A 16,793-nucleotide genomic window follows, 5' to 3' on the forward strand; every position below is an offset into this window, starting at 1 on the left:
CTTATATTTTTGTAAAGATTATTAACGAAAATGCGATTCTACGATATCTTTTTGATAATAAATGAAAAGAATAGTTCTTTTCAGAATGAAAACCTGTTAATTTAGATATGATAATATTGCACTCATTTGTGCAGAAATAATTTTAACAAAACTAAGACTAAGAGGAAGTATGAAGATGGGGGGGTGGCGTAAGCTGTACGAGGTGGTTTACTCTTCTCTTATAGGGTGCGCTTTAAAGCTTCGCTATCGTGTGTCGGTTGAGGGGTTAGAGGCTATCAGTCCGAATTCCCAAAAAGGTGCTTTGTTCCTTTCAAACCATGTAGCAGAGATAGACCCTGTCATTTTAGAGCATGTGTTTTGGTTGAAGTTTCACGTGCGTCCTATAGCAGTAGATTATTTGTTTAATAGTCCAGTTGTTAAGTGGTTTCTTGACTCTGTAAGAGCCATACCTGTTCCTTCTGTTGTCCCTGGAAGGGATGACAAGCGTTTGCTTGAAAGGATGGAGCGCTTCTATGCATGCGCAACACAAGCACTGGATAACAAGGAAAGTCTGCTTCTTTATCCATCGGGAAGATTATCTAGAGATGGAACAGAAGAGATTGTGAATCAACATTCTGCCTATACTATTTTGCACAGAGCAAAGGAATGTGATGTATTCTTAGTTAAGATTACGGGGCTTTGGGGGAGTTCTTTTTCCCGCTATAAAACGGGAAGCACTCCAAAGTTAGGCAAGGTGTTCAAAGAGGCTGCAAAGGCTTTGTTGTGTCGAGGAATTTTTTTCATGCCTAAGCGTGAGGTGAAAGTTTCAGTTTGCCCAGCGGATTATTCGGTATTGAAGCAGTTCCCGACAAAACAGGAATTCAATACTTTCCTCTCGGATTGGTTTAATCAGAAGGGTGGGGAGACTCCTTTAGAAGTCCCCTACACATAGGTAAAAGATGCGAGATAATAGGAATACAGCTAAACATAAACGCGGGAAATTGCGATCAGAGAAAACAGTTTTGTGTAGTTTTTTGAAGCTTTGTGCGGAGATGACTACAGCAACAGTTTTCTGGGATGAGCAACTTGGTAAGCTCTCCTATAATCAGGTGTATAAGGCAGTTTGTGCCTTAGCTACGCGTTTGGCTAAATACCCTGATGAACATATCGGAATTATGATGCCAGCATCGTCCGGGGCTTATATTGCTTACTTTGCGACGCTCCTTTCAGGGAAGATTCCCGTTATGATTAATTGGAGTCAAGGATTACGGGAAGTAACGGCATGTGCAAATCTTGTTGGGGTAAAGCATGTAATTACTGCGAAGCCTCTTATGCAAAAGTTAGCGCAAACTCATGGAGAGAATGCAGAGTATCCTTTCTCATTGATTTTTCTAGAAGAGATCCGTAAGGAATTGACTTTTCTAGATAAGTGTCGAGTTGGGATCTGTATGTCCATGCCTTTTGAATGGATGATGCGATGGTTTGGATCCTTTGATAAAGGTCCTGAGGATATGGCAGTGATTCTATTCACATCAGGTACAGAGAAACTCCCTAAAGGAGTTCCTCTTACCAACGCCTCGTTACTTGCTAACCAAAAAGCTTGTTTCGATTTCTTCTCTCCTGAAGAAGACGATGTGATGATGTCTTTTCTCCCCCCATTCCATGCTTATGGGTTTAATTCCTGTACGTTGTTCCCATTGCTTTCTGGAGTGCCTGTTGTTTTCGCTTATAACCCTCTTTATGCCAAGAAAATAGTAGAAATGGTTGATGAGGCGAAAGTTACGTTGCTAGGAAGCACACCCGTTTTCTTCAGCTATATTCTTACTGCTGCTAAAAAAAGTGAGACTTCACTTCCTTCTTTGAGGTTTGTTGTTATTGGAGGAGATGTTTTCAAACACTCTTTATATCAAGAGGCTTTAAAAACATTCCCACACGTGCAATTACGTCAAGGATATGGAACCACGGAATGCTCACCGGTCATTACTATCAATACAGTAAATAGCCCGAAACATGAGTCTTGTGTAGGGATTCCTGTTAGAGGGATGGAAGTTTTAATTGTTTCTGAAGAGACTAAAGCCCCAGTACCAACAGGTGTCACTGGACTGGTATTAACTCGAGGAACTTCTCTATTCAAAGGATATCTTGGAGAAGATTTCGGGCATGGGTTCATAGAATTGGATGGAGAGACATGGTATGTAACCGGAGATTTAGGTTATGTAGATCGCCATGGGGAGTTATTCCTAAAAGGACGACTGAGTCGTTTCGTGAAGATTGGTGCGGAAATGGTCAGTCTTGAAGCTATGGAAAGCATTTTAATAGAGGGATGTGGACAAAATGAAGCTGATCATCCTTTAGTTGTGTGTGGGCTTCCAGGAGAAAAAGAGCGTCTATGCCTTTTCACAATATTCCCCACGTCTATTCAGGAAGTAAATGATATCCTAAAAAACTCAAAAACAAGTAACTTACTAAAAATTTCTTATCACCATCAAGTAGAAGCAATCCCTATGTTAGGGACTGGGAAACCGGATTACTGCTCACTAAATGCTTTAGCAAAACGGTTATTTGGCGAATAAGGACTTCTTTTTAGATTGTTATAGTTATGAGGAAAATGAGTTTTGAAGGGGTCGCGTTCTATTGATTTTATTACCAATGATTTCCTTGGTTTTTCTCGTTTAGAGGGTTTGTCGGATGCTGTTGAGGCTCGTTATCAACGTTATTGTATTAGCGAGCCTTATGCGCGTTTGGGTTACGGAGGATCTCGTTCTATCTTAGGTCCTTCCGAATTGTTAAATGAATTAGAGCAGGGAATAGCACATTTTCATGGTGTTGCAGAAGCTCTTGTTTTGCCAAGTGGTTTTGTTGCAAATACAACGGTTTGTGCACACCTGTCTTCTGCAGCCGATTATGTTTTGTGGGATGAACAGGCGCATATTTCTGTTTCCTATAACATGGCCCTTTTTATGCCGGAGAAACAAAAGAGTTTCCGTCATAATGATCTGAATCATTTAGAATCTTTACTCGCTTCTTGTCAGAAGCAAGGTTTCAAGCGAGTATTTATTCTTGTCTGTTCCGTTTATTCCTTTAAGGGATCCTTTGCTCCTTTGAAGCAAATAGTTGCTCTGGCGCAAAGATATCATGCGCAGTTGATAGTCGATGAAGCCCATGCTGTGGGATTATTTGGTGAGTCTGGAAGGGGATTTTGTTCCTCAATAGGATATGAAAATGTTTATGCAGTGCTTGTCACTTTTGGTAAGGCTTTAGGATCTGTAGGTGCAGCTCTTTTATCTTCTTATGATAGGAAGCAGGATTTCATCAAAGAGCCTATGGCGAGTCTTTCTACAGGAATGCCTCCGCATTCATTGATTTCTATACAAGTTGCTTATGAATTTCTATCAAAAGAAGGAGAATTTGCACGAACTAGATTGCGACAGATTCGAGAGTATTTTGCTCAAAAGGTCTCCTCAGCAGCCCCAGGGTTTGTGCAGCCGATTTCCTCTCCAAGTGTTCCTTCGCAGGTTTTACATCAGCAGCTAACTGAAGCTGGGGTTCGAGTTGGGATTACGCGATTCCCTGCAAAGGGATCTTTGCGAGCCAATTTGCATGCTTTTAATACTAAAGAGGAAGTGGATATTTTGGTTTCGATACTTTCGCAAGTATCAGATCAAAAGAATGTAGTAATGGGATCTATGTCCACGATGCATCGTACTTTAGAAGAAAGTTTAGCAGCTGAAAATGCATCCTGAAGCTGTTTATTTACAGTGAGAATGTTGCGAGTTTTGATCAAAAATTGATAGTGAAAAAGGTCTTTTACTTTGAAGTGCCCACAGGGGGATATGTCCATAAGAGAAGCCTGAGCATCCAAATTTTGTTTGATTAGCTCGTGCATGCGTTGGGCCTCTTGCAAGGTATATTCTGCACATTTCCCAAGGAAAATACAGCGGATGAGTCTAGTAAAAGGGGGATAGTTACATGCTTTTCTTCCTAAAATTTCTTCTTTGTAAAAGGCTGGAAAATCTTGAGCTAATGCATGTGATATAGTGGAATTTTGTGGAAGAAAAGTCTGAATCAGAACTTCTCCAGGAAGGTAACTACGGCCTGATCGTCCAGTGACCTGTGTAATCAGTTGGAAAACTTGTTCAGCAGCTCGGAAATCTGGGATGTATAGGCCGGAATCTCCACTTAAAACTACAGAAAGAGTGACTGCAGGAAAGTGCATTCCTTTTGCAATCATTTGTGTTCCGATAAGAATATCTGCCTTCCCGGTAGCGAATTGTTTAATTAATGCGTCATGACTTCCTCGATAGCGCGTGGTGTCAGAGTCTAAGCGTATAGTGCGGACTGTTGGGAAAAAGTCTTGGAGAAGGGCCTCGATTTTTTCTGTTCCTGCCCCCCGGTATTGCAATGTCATAGTGCCATGGCATTGAGGACATGATGTAATAGGTTTAGATAATCGCGTATTACAAAGGTGGCATAGGAGAATACGCTCGGTTTTATGAAATGTAAGGATCATGTCACAGTGAGGGCACTTCAAGGTGTATTTGCATGATGAGCAGGACACATTGGTGTGAAATCCTCGGCGATTAAAGAAAATGATCGTTTGTTCTCCAACTGCTAAGCGTTGTTCAATACTTCGAATAACTGTTGGAGAAAAGAGGATCTTTTTTCGCGTTTTTTCCATTTCCCTATTCATATCAATGAGGGAAACCTTAGTGGGGATTGATGTAGAAGCCCGTTTAGAAAGGACAGAAAGGGTATATTTTTTAGATAAAGCATTGGTATAGCTTTCTAAACTTGGAGTAGCGCTGCCTAGAATGACTGTAGCATTAGTGAATTTCCCTCGCATGACTGCTACATCTCGAGCTTGATAAAAAGGTGGTAAATCGCTTTGTTTATAGGCGCCGTCATGCTCCTCATCAACGATGATCAATCCCAGATTCTGCATAGGACAAAAAATCGCAGAGCGAGGGCCAATGATGATATTAATTAACCCTCGAGCAGCTTTGTGCCAGGTTTGGGTACGCTCGCTTTCGCTTAACTTGTAGTGCAACACGCCCACTTCAGCACCAAAGTGCATTTTAAAAAAGGAGAGGGTTTGAATAGTCAAAGCAACCTCAGGAACTAGGAGAATGACACTTTTCCCCAGGGACCTAGCTTTACGAATAACTTGAAGATACACTTCTGTTTTTCCACTTCCAGTTACTCCAAATAATAAGCATGTTTGAAACTTGGTGGTAATTAATGATTGGGAGATCGTGTTGATAGCTTCTATTTGCTCTTGAGTCAGTGTTGGAGGCTCTGGAAGGAAGTATTGTAATTGTTCGTCTTGGATCTCCAAATTGGCAGAGTCTACTATACGGATGAATCCTTGTTTAGATAAGCTATCTAAAATTTTTGTAGATATGTCGGTTTTTTTGATCAGTTCTTTGGGAGTAAGGGGCTTTGTAGTTTTGAGTAATTTGCGAAGGACTGCAATTTGATGGGGATCTTCAATGGATTTTATGATTTCTTGCGTACGCTCAGCATTTTGTCCTAGAAATACGTTATTCTGGTGTTTGGTTGAATGTGTCTGTGAGTATACGGTGGGGAGGAATAGGGATAATGTACTTCCTAAAGGGCAAAAGTAGTACTGACTGATCCAGAAAATCAAATCAATGAGATCTTTTGGGAGGGTAACCCCTTCGTAACTAATCCCTGCAATAGGCTGAATTACATTAGCAAAATCTGAAGAATCTTTAATTTTGAGAACAATAGCAAACTTATATTTGTCATTTGTAACTTTTCTTTGTAAGGGAACTTTAACAACAGATCCTATAGTTACTCGGTCTTCCAATTCAGCAGGAATGCCGTAGTCCAGGATTTTATTGATATTTGCACTGACTAAGACTTCTGCGTAGAGGCGGAAAGATTGGTGAGTAGGGTCCATAAATCTCTTTTTAATGCTGTATCTTTTTCGTACTGGGAAGAGGAATAAATGGGTATGCAGGTTATTTCATTTTGCAAAATCGGGGTATGGTATTGGATTTGCGAATTTTTATACCCGATTCTTGGTAAGGGAGCCAAACAAAAAGGGTGGGGAGAACGACTAAAATCGGATAATGTTTTTTGGTGAAAAAGGACAAGTCGAGTGGGGAAGAGCCTTTGTGAAAGAATTTTAGCTAAACGATTGAAAAAAAGAATTTCGTGTTCTTGAGTTTCATGAACAAAAATACCGCAAAGGGCTTGTGCGGGTCGCTGCACGTGAGGTTTCAAAACAGGATAATTTTCTTTTAAGAGTTCCTCATGAGAAAGCCCTGGATAGATAGGAACACAGGCCCACGAGTGTTTTGTTTCTTTGGGTTGCGGAGGAGAGGATAATGGGGCAGTCAGAGCTGTAAGAGGTTCTTTAGGTTCCAAAGGAGGTGGAGGGGCAGGGATCTCATTAGGAGGAGCTAGGTCTTCTACAGAGTGAAGAGGTTCTTCTGGAAAATATAGTGGGACCAGTGTAGACGTGGCTGGGTAGGCCTTTTCCGTATAGCGATTAAAGATTTCTTGAAAAACAGCAAGTGAATGCATGACGTGTCGACTAGATGCACAGGTTGTAAGTAGGACATTATTCCAGATAGATAAGGTTATCAGCCCAGATGAATTCATTGCAATCTACGCATCACTGTTGTCATATTTAAAGGCTAAAGAAAGCAATTTCTTACAATGAAACAAAAAAAAGAGAGAAAATTATGAGAAACTGGTTATTGGGGAGCCTGCTCGTTTTGGGATGTATGTCTGTAACAGCTCCTTGTTTTGCTGCCAAGCGTCGTAGTACAGGTTCACAGAAAATCGATCAAGTTGCTCAATCAGGGCTTCACTGGATGTCTTACCAAGATGCTCTGAATAAGGCGCAAAAAGAAGGAAAATTTGTAGCTCTATTTTTTACAGGGTCCGATTGGTGCGTCTGGTGTATGAGAATGCAAGATCAGATTTTAAAAACATCTGATTTTGTTGATTTTGCTAAACAGTATCTTTGCATGGTAGAGGTGGACTTCCCTCACAGCGCGGAGCAAACTCCAGAACAAAAAGAACAGAATCTTAAGTTAAAAAGTCAGTATCGGGTAGACGGATTTCCAACTCTTGTCTTGCTAGATTCCAGAGGTAGGGAAGTGGCAAAAATGGGATTTGAGTACGGGGGAGGAGAAGCCTACGTTTACAGATTAAAGAAAGTATTGCACATTTCGTAGTTCTTCACGGCAATCCTTGCTCTATCTAGAGAAAAGTGTGTTACTTTCAAATTAAGGGGAGAGAAAACACGGATGTTTTCTCTTTCTATTTTGGAGAAAGGAAGCTTCTCATCCTCTCTCTTCAAAATTTCTCAAGTTTGATGTAGCATAGGTCTGCTTAGGACCTTCGGAATTGTCATAAGAAGGAAAATATTGCGACCATTTTTTTGAGCCAAAGGACGGTTAATGTCTGCAGAAGTTGAATATTTGCAACACGAAGATTATTTGTATAGAACCATTAAGTTAAAAGAAATCAGAGAATTAGGAATAAATCCATACCCCTACCAGTACGCTGATTGTGTTGAGGTACAGGAAATTCGTAATCGGGTTGTAGATAATGAATTGGGGGATAGCGAAGCTGCTTTTCGGAAAGAGACTCCTAAAGTGCGGTTTGCTGGAAGGCTGGTTCTTTTCCGTTCTATGGGTAAAAATGCTTTTGGGCAAATCCTTGATAGGGATGCTAAAATTCAAGTTATGTTTAATCGAGATTTTTCTCAGGTAGCAGGGTTACCTGCTGATTCTGAAATTTCTTCCATTAAATTTATTGAGAAGAAGCTGGACTTAGGGGATATCTTAGGTATAGATGGATATCTTTTCTTCACACATTCAGGAGAACTAACAGTCCTTGTTGAGACTGTAACGTTGTTATGTAAATCTTTAATTTCTCTGCCTGATAAGCATTCAGGATTAGCTGATAAGGAAATTCGTTATCGTAAGCGCTGGGCTGATCTTATTTCATCAGAGGAAGTTCGTAAAACATTTTTAGCAAGAAGTCGGATTCTTAAGTTGATTCGTGAATACATGGATCAACAGGATTTTTTAGAAGTGGAAACCCCTGTACTGCAAACCATCTATGGGGGAGCAGAGGCAACTCCTTTTGTTACCACATTAAAAGCTCTGCATACAGAAATGTTCCTTAGAATTTCTTTAGAGATCGCATTGAAGAAAATCCTTGTTGGGGGGATGTCCCGTGTTTATGAAATCGGGAAAGTGTTCCGTAATGAGGGGATCGATAGGACGCATAATCCAGAGTTCACGATGATCGAGGCATATGCTGCTTATTGGGATTACAATGATGTGATGAAATGTGTGGAAAACCTTGTTGAATATGTCGTACGAGCATTGAATAATGGAGAGACAAAAGTACAGTATTCTCATTTGAAATCCGGCCCTCAGATTGTCGATTTCAAAGCTCCTTGGATTCGTATGACCATGAAAGAAAGTATTTCTGTTTACGGAGGTGTTGATGTTGATCAATACTCAGAGCATGAGTTGCGAGACATTCTAAAAACACGAACAGCTCTTCCTGAGAAAGCTTATGTTTCTGCTACTCGAGGGGAAATGATTGCTTTGCTATTTGATGAGCTGGTGTGTGATAAGCTTATTGCGCCACATCACATTACGGATCATCCATTAGAAACAACTCCTCTTTGCAAAACATTGCGTTCTGGGGATGAAACTTTGGTGGAAAGATTTGAAAGCTTCTGTTTAGGGAAGGAGCTATGCAATGCTTACTCAGAGCTCAACGATCCTTTGCAACAGCGAAAACTATTAGAAGAGCAAATGCGGAAAAAGGCTTTGAATCCTGATAGCGAATACCATCCTATAGACGAAGAATTTTTAGAAGCTCTCTGCCAAGGAATGCCACCAGCAGGGGGATTCGGAATAGGAATAGATCGGTTAGTTATGATGTTGACAGATGCCGCATCCATTCGAGACGTTCTGTACTTTCCTGTTATGCGGCGTATAGAGTCAAAATAGGACTAAATCTTTTTCACTTTCATCCCGGTTTTGCCGTCTTCGATGGCAAAACCTCTGGATATGATCTCATCTCGAAGGCGATCTGCTTCTTTCCAATTCTTAACTTTCCTAGCGGCTTCTCTCTCTTTTACAAGCAATAACACATCTTCAGGAATGTCAGCCTGGGAAAATGGTAAAACACCAAGAACTTGGTCTATCTGGCGCAATAAAGAGAGAATATGTTGCGCGTCTTGTTTAGAAAATTCAGAAGAGGTTTCTTCCTGAATAGATTGGCGGTCGATCATACCATTGATTTTTCGGATAAAATCAAATAGAGAGGCTAAAGCTGAGGAGATATTTAGATCATTTGTAATAGAAGTCACAAAGGCTTCTAAAAAATTCTGACAAGCAGAGCCTACTTCTGGATGGATAATATCATCGGGATAGAAAGGATCTTCTAATCTGCTAATAAAATCCCTTAAGCGTTTGAGAGACTGACGGGCAGCTTGTAATCCCTCTTGGGTAAAATTTAATTGGGTTCTGTAATGTCCTTGTAGTAAGAGATACCGAACTTCTTCTCCAGAAAATCCTTGTTGAAGTAGATCTCTTAATGTGAAGAAATTCCCCAAGCTTTTAGACATTTTTTTTCCATCAACAAGAAGGTGATGAGAGTGTAGCCAGTAGCGTACGAAGGGTTTGCGCGATAATGACTCGGATTGTGCAATCTCATTTTCATGGTGAGGGAAGATGTTATCTACACCTCCAGCATGAATATCAAGAGATTGGCCAAGAAGAGCCATAGACATGATGGAACACTCTAGATGCCATCCTGGACGTCCTTTTCCAAAAGGGCTTTCCCAGAAGATCTCTCCATCTCGATTAGGGTCATAAGCTTTCCATAAAACGAAGTCGCATAAGTTGTCTTTATCATACTCATCTGCGTCTATACGAGAGCTCTGTCGCAGCTCCTCTAGATTCAGGTGCGAAAGAGATCCATAATTAGGGAACCGGCTAATAGAAAAATAGACAGATTGGTCTTGTCCTACATAGGCAATACCTTGATCAATAAGCTGTTGAATGGCCTCGATCATTTGGGGAATATAGTGGGTAGCATGAGGGTAGGCATCTGCTTTCAAAATATGAAGGGTTTCTAAATCAGCAAAAAAAGCGTTAATATAAGGCTGGCAATATTTTTCGAGGGAACAACCCTTTTTGCGAGCTCCGGCTAAAGTCTTGTCATCCACATCAGTAATGTTCATTACGTGATGAACAGAGTAGCCTAAAAAAAGAAGGACTCTTTTTAGCAAATCTTCAAAAACGTACGTGCGGAAATTTCCTATATGAGCGTAATCGTAAACAGTTGGCCCACAAGTATAGAGTTTAACAGGATCATTAGAGGGGAGAAAACGTTCTTTTTCTCTCGATAGGGTGTTATATAGAAATAAATCCATAGCATTGTGCATGTGAAAAAGCCTTGTTTTGTGCTGCTAGAGCGAATCCTCTTTCTCATGATAAGCAACCCTTTCTGCTTAGTCTATAGAATTTTTCTACGTAGCACGGATTCTGAATTCTTATTTAGGGAATAGGGAGTATTCCAAAATAAGAAAAAATGGGGAGGGGGGATGTTGTTCCCACACAATAGAATCTTTGTTTGCTTTTAATAAAAAAAAGAATATACAAGAAAAGTGTTCGAAAAGCCGTTTCAGGAGAGGTTTTCTCAAGGTTTTCGAGGGTGCCATTACTTCTAATGGATAAGCGAGGAGTGGGAGTTCATGTCTTCTTTACGGATTACTAGAAGTTGCTCTTTTAAAGGGAGAAAGCTTTTAGCTACCATGCTCTTCTTCGGACTAGGCTCATCTAGCTTGTGCGCTACTCCTTTGGACGAGCGTAATGAGCTTTCTTGGTATGTTGATTATCAAGAGGCTAAAAGCAAGAGCGAAGAGAAAGATTTGCCGATGTTGTTGTTTTTCTCTGGTTCCGATTGGAACGGAAGCTGCATGAAAATTCGAGATGAAGTGCTGAGTTCTGCGGATTTTATAGCGACAGTTTCTGATAAATTTATTTGTGTATCTGTCGACTTTCCTCGCCATGCAGAGTTACAAGATTCGCGGATCAATGAACAAAATGAGGATTTAAAAAATAAGTTACACGTAAGTGTTTTCCCTAGTTTAGTACTATTGTCCCCTGAAGAACGAGAAATTTATAAGATTGAGAGCTTTGGGAACGAAAATGGGTCTAATTTAGGAGAGAGCCTTTGTAGGGTAATTGCTAACGACCGAGAATTAGAGCACATTTTCCCGCTTATTCCTTCCTTGTCTGCAGCAGAATTACGTAAGTACTATCAGCTTGCAGAGGAGCTATCTCGCAAGGATTTCATGGCTACAGCCCTTGATCAAGGAGTGTTGTGCAGTGATAGCTTTTTCCTATCTGAAAAGTTTCGACAACTAGTTGAAGCCGGTAGAATGGATTCGGAAGAATGCCGTTCTATAAAAGATCGTTTGTTGGAATTAGACCCAGAGAATGAACAGCTTACTCACCTCACTGTTGCCTTAATTGAATTTCAAGAGCTAGTAAAGCGCTCCCAGGGTGCAACAAATGCAAATATTGCTGAAGTGTTAGAGCCTTTGGTAGGGTATCTTACACAATTTGGAGAGCAAGATAAGGAAAATCAATGGAGACTTGAGATGATTATTTCTCAATATTACCTTGATGCAGAGCTTCCTAATAGTGCTTTAGAACATGCCGAGATTGCTTTCGAGGCAGCGCCACAAGATGTACAATCGAGCATTTCTCGCTCATTAGATCATATGCGACATCAGTCTTAAAGGTTACAAAACTAGTATTCCTTCCCATTCCATGCCTCTATAGCGTGGAATGGTTTTTTATTTTTTGACCAAAATAAAAAACTACTTAGAAGAAGTAACGAGAGGCAAAGCCTCTGGAATATGCTTAAGAAGATCCGCGGATAGTTTACCAAAATTTGGTAGAGTGCCCCCTTTAGGAGACACTACCACTTGACATGCGGGAAGATTTGGTCGCACATGCCTAAAAGCCTCTCGCACAATTCTTTTAAAGCGATTGCGCTGATGGGCTTTCCCAAATTTTTTAGAAACAGTAACCCCTACTTTACGGATGTTCGAATGACGAGAAGGAACTATTCGTAAAGTTGCCTGATCAGTACGACAATATTGCCCACAACGCTGCACGTAAACAAATTGTTTACGTTTCAATAGGCGGGCACTTTTAGGTAGAGTTAACCGATGCACAAATGAAAGATCTTAGAGATCAATTAAGGAATGTCTGCCGTGACGGCGACGACGATTTAAAAGATTTCTTCCACTTTTTGTAGCCATGCGAGCTCTAAATCCCACAGAATTTGTACGTTTTCTTTTACTAGGTTGATAGGTGCGTTTCACAATATTCTCCTAACCTTCAGTGACCTTGTCCCTAAAGAGACTAGGAACGAGTCTAAAGGATCTCATCTAAAAGATCAATATGGGGCCACAATTTTTATGATTTCCTTTGAAATGGACAGATTCTTTTAGCAGATAGAAGTCTGATTAAGTCTCTTATTGTCAAAAAGTGGGGAAAAGGGTAAATTTTGTTCCTCTAGTTGTTAATCCTCCTTTATCCGGGAAGGCTCTCGTTTGCAGTTCTGTGTACAGAGGGGGCTAGCGCCTTGGGAATGCGTAGAGAGCAGGAATCATTATAGAAGACTTTTGAAGTTTTTGATTGTACTGCGGATTTTAGCAAAAAGGTGCTTTTGCCCGGTGGGAAGCTATTTTGTTAGAGACTCTCATTTCTAATGTTTTGTGTAAGTGAGGGTATAGTGAGAATCAGTCTCTTTATTTAAGAGCGCCAGGTAAGGCATATTATGAGAGTAAGTTCATCCATTAAAGCAGACCCCTCAAAAGGTGATAAGCTTGTTCGTCGTAAGGGACGTCTTTATGTTATCAATAAAAAAGACCCTAACCGTAAGCAGCGTCAAGCAGGTCCTGCTCGTAAGAAGTAATATATAGATTTAGGTGAGAACGCATGGCGAAGAAGTCAGCAGTAGCTAGGGAAGTTAAACGTCGAAAATTAGTAGAAGCTAATTTTCAGAAGAGAGCAGAGCTCCGCAAGCTTGCAAAGAGCTTGTCTGTTAGCGAGGAAGAAAGAGAAAGAGCTCGTGAAGCTCTAAATAAAATGAAGAGAGATACATCTCCTTCTCGTTTACACAATAGATGCCTGTTAACGGGCCGTCCTCGTGGATACCTTAGAAAGTTTGCTATTTCAAGAATTTGTTTCAGACAAATGGCCTCTATGGGAGATATTCCTGGCGTTATTAAAGCAAGCTGGTAGAGCTTATTTGAAGCCCCTAAACCAAGGGGCTTTTTTTATTCATCTTTTATCGTTCCTAGAAGTTTGGGGACGTTTTTTACCCTTTCCCAATTCGACATTCCTTTTTTCCATACCCAAAGTTCCAGAGGATCTACCCCTTTTTCTGGAGAATCTTTGCAATCTTCCAGAAATGCAATGAGTTGTACTATCGAGAGGGGGCCTACGTTAGTGCGATCTTTACTCAGATAAAACCATTTTTCTGTATCAATTGGAACTTGATGAATCGTATCTGCTGGGATCGAGATAATTTCTGAATCCTCCAGAGCATTTTGTAGAAAGAAATCTTCTGAATCTTTTTGCTCCATGGAGCTATTATTTTGCGTAGAAGAAAGTGGGGGAAGAAGAAGTAGGAAAATAATTGCGAAAATCCCGAAAAACATTCCGGAAAGAAACCAGCCTATAGGATTACGATTCTTCTTTGTCGCTAGGTAAGCAGTAAGCATTCCCAGACAAATATATAATAGAAAAAATGTGAAGGGGAACATCCCGGAATTCATGAGAAGTCTGCCAAACTCAATTTTGTTGTAAATAACCACATTATTTCTAAGAGCAGCTTTTCTCACTAAAAAAATTTTGTCTTATTAAAATTTCTTAAGAAATAAGAAAGCTACCTAGTTTTTTTTGGGGTTAGGACGAAGTGCAACAAGGAAGATACCGGCTATTAGTCCGAAGAACAACGTAGCAAAAAACCAACGAATTGCTCCGCGGTTCTTTCTTTTAGCTAATAAATACCCCAGGCATCCCGAGATCAATCCTCCTAGCGGGTTGAGCATCATTAGTAAACAGACAAAGCAGCTTAATATATCTATTAAATATTGATTCTGCAACTTTATGTTCATAAATATTGTTTATTAAAACTTGTTGTAGAGAATAAAGGTTTAGATGTTTTTAGGTTACTTAAAATAGTTTTTGTATGCGAATGGAGGAATCGTTTTCTTGATCTTGTTTATTGACTTAGATTGGAGTAACTTTTAACCTCCTTGCAAAAAGTTTTTTGGAAAGAAAAGCTTTTGAAAGTGTTGCTGTTAAAAAAAAATTGGCATAGAAATAGAGCTAAATGGAAGAGAAACGATCACGAGAATGAGGCAACAGAGAGCATGGATAAACAAAAGTTGAAATTAGATGTGAAAGAGATGGAATTTCCAGAGACAGTTTTCAGTCGCGATATAGAGACTCGTGTGATTCAAGTGATCATTCTTCACTGTTTAGCAAAAATAGATGGGGTTTCTTTATTAGGAGGGAACCTCATTGATACCCTTTTTGGACGTGATATTGAAAGAATGAAGGGGATCTATGTTGAACAGGATAGTAAGAATTTATTAGTCAAAGTTCGTGTTGAGGTAAATGTTGACTATGGAGTTTCTATTCCTGAAAAAACAGATGAAATCCAGGGGTGCATTGTATCCGAAATTTCAGAATATACAGGATTGCATGTCGCGGCTGTTCATGTCGTAGTTAAGGGGTTAACGCATCCTAAAGCAAAAGATGAGGAAGTTCCCGCCATTGAAGTGATTGCTGAACCCTGTTTAGAAGCATTGCCTTCCACAGAGGCACATTTAGAGGAAGTTTCTTTGGTCAAAACAGAAGAATAGGAAAGCTCTTCATAAAATTCTGTAATTAGAGCAGAAAGCTTTTATTCTGCTCTTTTTCCCTCTTCCTGAATTCGTTGGATGTCTTTTTTGGTTAGTCCTTGAACTGTTTTTAGTTCTTCTTCTGAAGCTGAGAGTATACGTTTCCAGCTTTTGAATTTTTGAAGTAGATGTGTAGTTTTTGTCTTTCCAATTCCTGGAATTTTTTTTGTGGTTAGAATGGCTTTAGAATGTTTATTCCGGTAACGGTTGATCGCGAAACGGTGTGCTTCATCGCGTAATAGTTGGAAGAATTGAAGAATTTCTGAGGTAGGATTAAGGAGTATCCCCTGAGGGAAAGCTTCACAAAACAGTTTCTCTTGTTGTAAGCCTCTGCTGTGGTTTCCCGATTCTTTAGCAATAGAAACTACAGCGATTCCTGTTAAATTAAGTTTCTCCAAAATGTGCTGTGCTCGTCTGAACTGATTACGTCCGCCATCAATCACGATAAGATCAGGAAGTTCTGTAGTAAGAGAGCGGAAACGTCGTGTAAGTACCTCTTCAAATGCTGCTAAATCATCACCATGAGAAGTGATAGAGAAAGTGCGATACTGTTTAGGAGAGAAACTCCCTTTTTCAAATACAATATAGACACCTACATTGTGTTCTCCTTGTAAGTGAGCATTGTCATAGCATTCGATGCGATTCGGATATTGGCTGAATTTAAAAAGTTGTTGCAGTTCTTCGTAGGGAAGAGTGATGGAATTTAAGGGTTTAGCTTGCTCCGCGGCATTTTTATGAGCAAGAGCAAGAAGCTCTTTTCCATATTCCGTTTTAGGACAGCGGATTTTTGGTGGTTCGGCAGCATTTAATAGGTAGGGGAGTTCTGGGCTATCTGGAGATACGGGAACGAATATCTGCTTGGGAATACGAGTATTCTCTGCATAATATTGCAGGATGAAAGAAGAAAATAGAGAAGAGTCTTCCTGAGCATTTTCTGGGAAGGTGAAATGACGAGCCCCGAGTAATTTGCCGGAATAGACAGAGAGTACAGAAATAATAGCAAGAGGGCCTTTTCTATAGAGTCCGAGTACATCAATATCGTACGCTTGAAATTTCTCAACATGTTGTTTCGCCATTGTTTGACGGATGAGTGTGAGCGTGCGATATAAAGCTGCGGCGTGTTCGAATTTATGTTCTTGAGAAGCCTTTTTGATAGCTTCCTCTAAATTAGCTATCGTAGTGTCCACTTCTCCTTTAAGGAAAAGAATAGCTTTCTCTAAAGTTTCCTGATATTCCGTTTGGGAACAAAAACCTACACAAGGAGCTAAACATCTCTTCATTTCATAAAGAACACAAGGACGTTGTCGAGTTGAAAATTCTCGATCGGAGCAGGTTCTAAGAGGGAACCAATGGCTAATTACTTCGAGTAGGGCATAGCAGGCTTCAGCACTAACATAAGGCCCAAATAATAATTGTTTTTTTTTGCTTGGTGAGAGCGCTCGTGTCCGTATCGCTTCAATTTTAGGCCACGGATGTTGAAGAGATATCGATAAACAAAAAAAAGTCTTATCGTCTTTTAGAAGGACGTTGTAGCGAGGCTGGTATTTTTTTATTAAATTATTTTCTAAGAGAAGAGCTTCTGTTTCATTTGAAACAACAATAGTATCTATATCAGCAGTTCGTTTCATCAGAAAGGGAATGCGCTCGCGAGAGTCCCCGTTTTTTTGAAGATATGAGGAGAGGCGATTACGCAAATTTTTGGCTTTGCCAACGTAAAGCACCACTCCTTGAGAGTCTTTCATAAGATAGACCCCTGGGGAGGAAGAAACGTTTTTTAGAGAAAAATCTTCTATGCGCACGCCAATCAAAAAAA

General features: G+C 40.1%; 16 protein-coding genes and 1 pseudogene. 9 read left to right on the top strand and 8 right to left on the bottom strand.

Going from position 1 to position 16,793, the window contains the following annotated elements; all coding sequences use genetic code 11:
* Positions 1-169: 169 nt before the first annotated feature.
* From TC_RS00820 to TC_RS00830, 3 genes are read left to right on the top strand one after another with little or no spacing between them, the layout of a single operon-like run.
* Positions 170-931: a lysophospholipid acyltransferase family protein gene (locus TC_RS00820; RefSeq protein WP_010229542.1), complete on the top strand. Its 762-nt coding sequence runs from the start codon at positions 170-172 to the stop codon at positions 929-931.
* Between the two features lie 7 nt (positions 932-938).
* Positions 939-2,552, top strand: a complete 1,614-nt coding sequence (locus tag TC_RS00825) for an AMP-binding protein (RefSeq protein WP_010229546.1) — start codon at positions 939-941, stop codon at positions 2,550-2,552.
* A gap of 42 nt (positions 2,553-2,594) precedes the next feature.
* Positions 2,595-3,722, top strand: a complete 1,128-nt coding sequence (locus tag TC_RS00830; RefSeq protein ID WP_010229548.1) for an aminotransferase class I/II-fold pyridoxal phosphate-dependent enzyme — start codon at positions 2,595-2,597, stop codon at positions 3,720-3,722.
* Here the strand turns inward: TC_RS00830 and priA are convergent.
* Both priA and TC_RS00840 read right to left on the bottom strand, forming a co-directional pair.
* The gene (gene priA, locus TC_RS00835; protein ID WP_010229552.1) at positions 3,641-5,902 is read right to left on the bottom strand and encodes a primosomal protein N'; all 2,262 of its coding nucleotides are present in this window, start codon (positions 5,900-5,902) and stop codon (positions 3,641-3,643) included. The genes TC_RS00830 and priA overlap by 82 nt on opposite strands.
* Complete coding sequence (locus TC_RS00840) at positions 5,857-6,531, bottom strand: hypothetical protein (protein WP_010229556.1); 675 nt, start codon at positions 6,529-6,531, stop codon at positions 5,857-5,859. The genes priA and TC_RS00840 overlap by 46 nt, the downstream gene beginning before the upstream one ends.
* 161 nt (positions 6,532-6,692) lie before the next feature.
* Here TC_RS00840 and dsbH point away from each other — a divergent pair, with 161 nt between their 5' ends.
* A complete protein-coding gene (gene dsbH, locus TC_RS00845) occupies positions 6,693-7,190 on the top strand; it encodes a disulfide reductase DsbH (protein ID WP_010229559.1) in 498 nt (165 codons plus the stop codon).
* Positions 7,191-7,415: 225 nt separating this feature from the next.
* A complete protein-coding gene (lysS, locus tag TC_RS00850) occupies positions 7,416-8,990 on the top strand; it encodes a lysine--tRNA ligase (RefSeq protein ID WP_010229564.1) in 1,575 nt (524 codons plus the stop codon).
* A 2-nt stretch (positions 8,991-8,992) separates the two neighbouring features.
* On the opposite strand, the pseudogene cysS reads toward lysS, so the two are convergent.
* A pseudogene (cysS, locus tag TC_RS00855) lies at positions 8,993-10,479 on the bottom strand (cysteine--tRNA ligase).
* Positions 10,480-10,741: 262 nt separating this feature from the next.
* Between cysS and TC_RS00860 the strand changes: the two are divergent.
* The gene (locus TC_RS00860) at positions 10,742-11,794 is read left to right on the top strand and encodes a thioredoxin family protein (RefSeq protein ID WP_010229573.1); all 1,053 of its coding nucleotides are present in this window, start codon (positions 10,742-10,744) and stop codon (positions 11,792-11,794) included.
* 81 nt (positions 11,795-11,875) lie between these two features.
* Here the strand turns inward: TC_RS00860 and rnpA are convergent, their stop codons facing one another.
* Together rnpA and rpmH are read right to left on the bottom strand one after the other, a co-directional pair.
* Positions 11,876-12,235 (bottom strand): ribonuclease P protein component, encoded by a 360-nt coding sequence (gene rnpA / locus TC_RS00865; protein WP_010229579.1) that lies wholly within the window; start codon positions 12,233-12,235, stop codon positions 11,876-11,878.
* Between the two features lie 12 nt (positions 12,236-12,247).
* On the bottom strand, positions 12,248-12,385 hold the full coding sequence (rpmH, locus tag TC_RS04750; protein ID WP_010904284.1) for a 50S ribosomal protein L34: 138 nt from the start codon (positions 12,383-12,385) through the stop codon (positions 12,248-12,250).
* A gap of 458 nt (positions 12,386-12,843) precedes the next feature.
* Here rpmH and rpmJ point away from each other — a divergent pair, with 458 nt between their 5' ends.
* Both rpmJ and rpsN read left to right on the top strand, forming a co-directional pair.
* On the top strand, positions 12,844-12,981 hold the full coding sequence (rpmJ, locus tag TC_RS00870) for a 50S ribosomal protein L36 (RefSeq protein ID WP_009872166.1): 138 nt from the start codon (positions 12,844-12,846) through the stop codon (positions 12,979-12,981).
* Positions 12,982-13,004: 23 nt separating this feature from the next.
* Positions 13,005-13,310: a 30S ribosomal protein S14 gene (gene rpsN / locus TC_RS00875; RefSeq protein WP_010229698.1), complete on the top strand. Its 306-nt coding sequence runs from the start codon at positions 13,005-13,007 to the stop codon at positions 13,308-13,310.
* 35 nt (positions 13,311-13,345) lie between these two features.
* On the opposite strand, the gene TC_RS00880 is transcribed toward rpsN, so the two are convergent.
* Positions 13,346-13,846, bottom strand: a complete 501-nt coding sequence (locus TC_RS00880; protein ID WP_010229701.1) for a DUF4339 domain-containing protein — start codon at positions 13,844-13,846, stop codon at positions 13,346-13,348.
* 114 nt (positions 13,847-13,960) lie between these two features.
* On the bottom strand, positions 13,961-14,188 hold the full coding sequence (locus TC_RS04920) for a hypothetical protein (protein WP_080502207.1): 228 nt from the start codon (positions 14,186-14,188) through the stop codon (positions 13,961-13,963).
* Positions 14,189-14,446: 258 nt separating this feature from the next.
* Here TC_RS04920 and TC_RS00885 point away from each other — a divergent pair, with 258 nt between their 5' ends.
* A complete protein-coding gene (locus TC_RS00885; protein ID WP_010229703.1) occupies positions 14,447-14,941 on the top strand; it encodes an Asp23/Gls24 family envelope stress response protein in 495 nt (164 codons plus the stop codon).
* 41 nt (positions 14,942-14,982) lie between these two features.
* On the opposite strand, the gene uvrC is transcribed toward TC_RS00885, so the two are convergent.
* Complete coding sequence (gene uvrC / locus TC_RS00890) at positions 14,983-16,779, bottom strand: excinuclease ABC subunit UvrC (protein WP_029589537.1); 1,797 nt, start codon at positions 16,777-16,779, stop codon at positions 14,983-14,985.
* Positions 16,780-16,793 lie beyond the last annotated feature (14 nt).

Source organism: Chlamydia muridarum str. Nigg (assembly GCF_000006685.1).
Classification (GTDB): domain Bacteria; phylum Chlamydiota; class Chlamydiia; order Chlamydiales; family Chlamydiaceae; genus Chlamydia; species Chlamydia muridarum.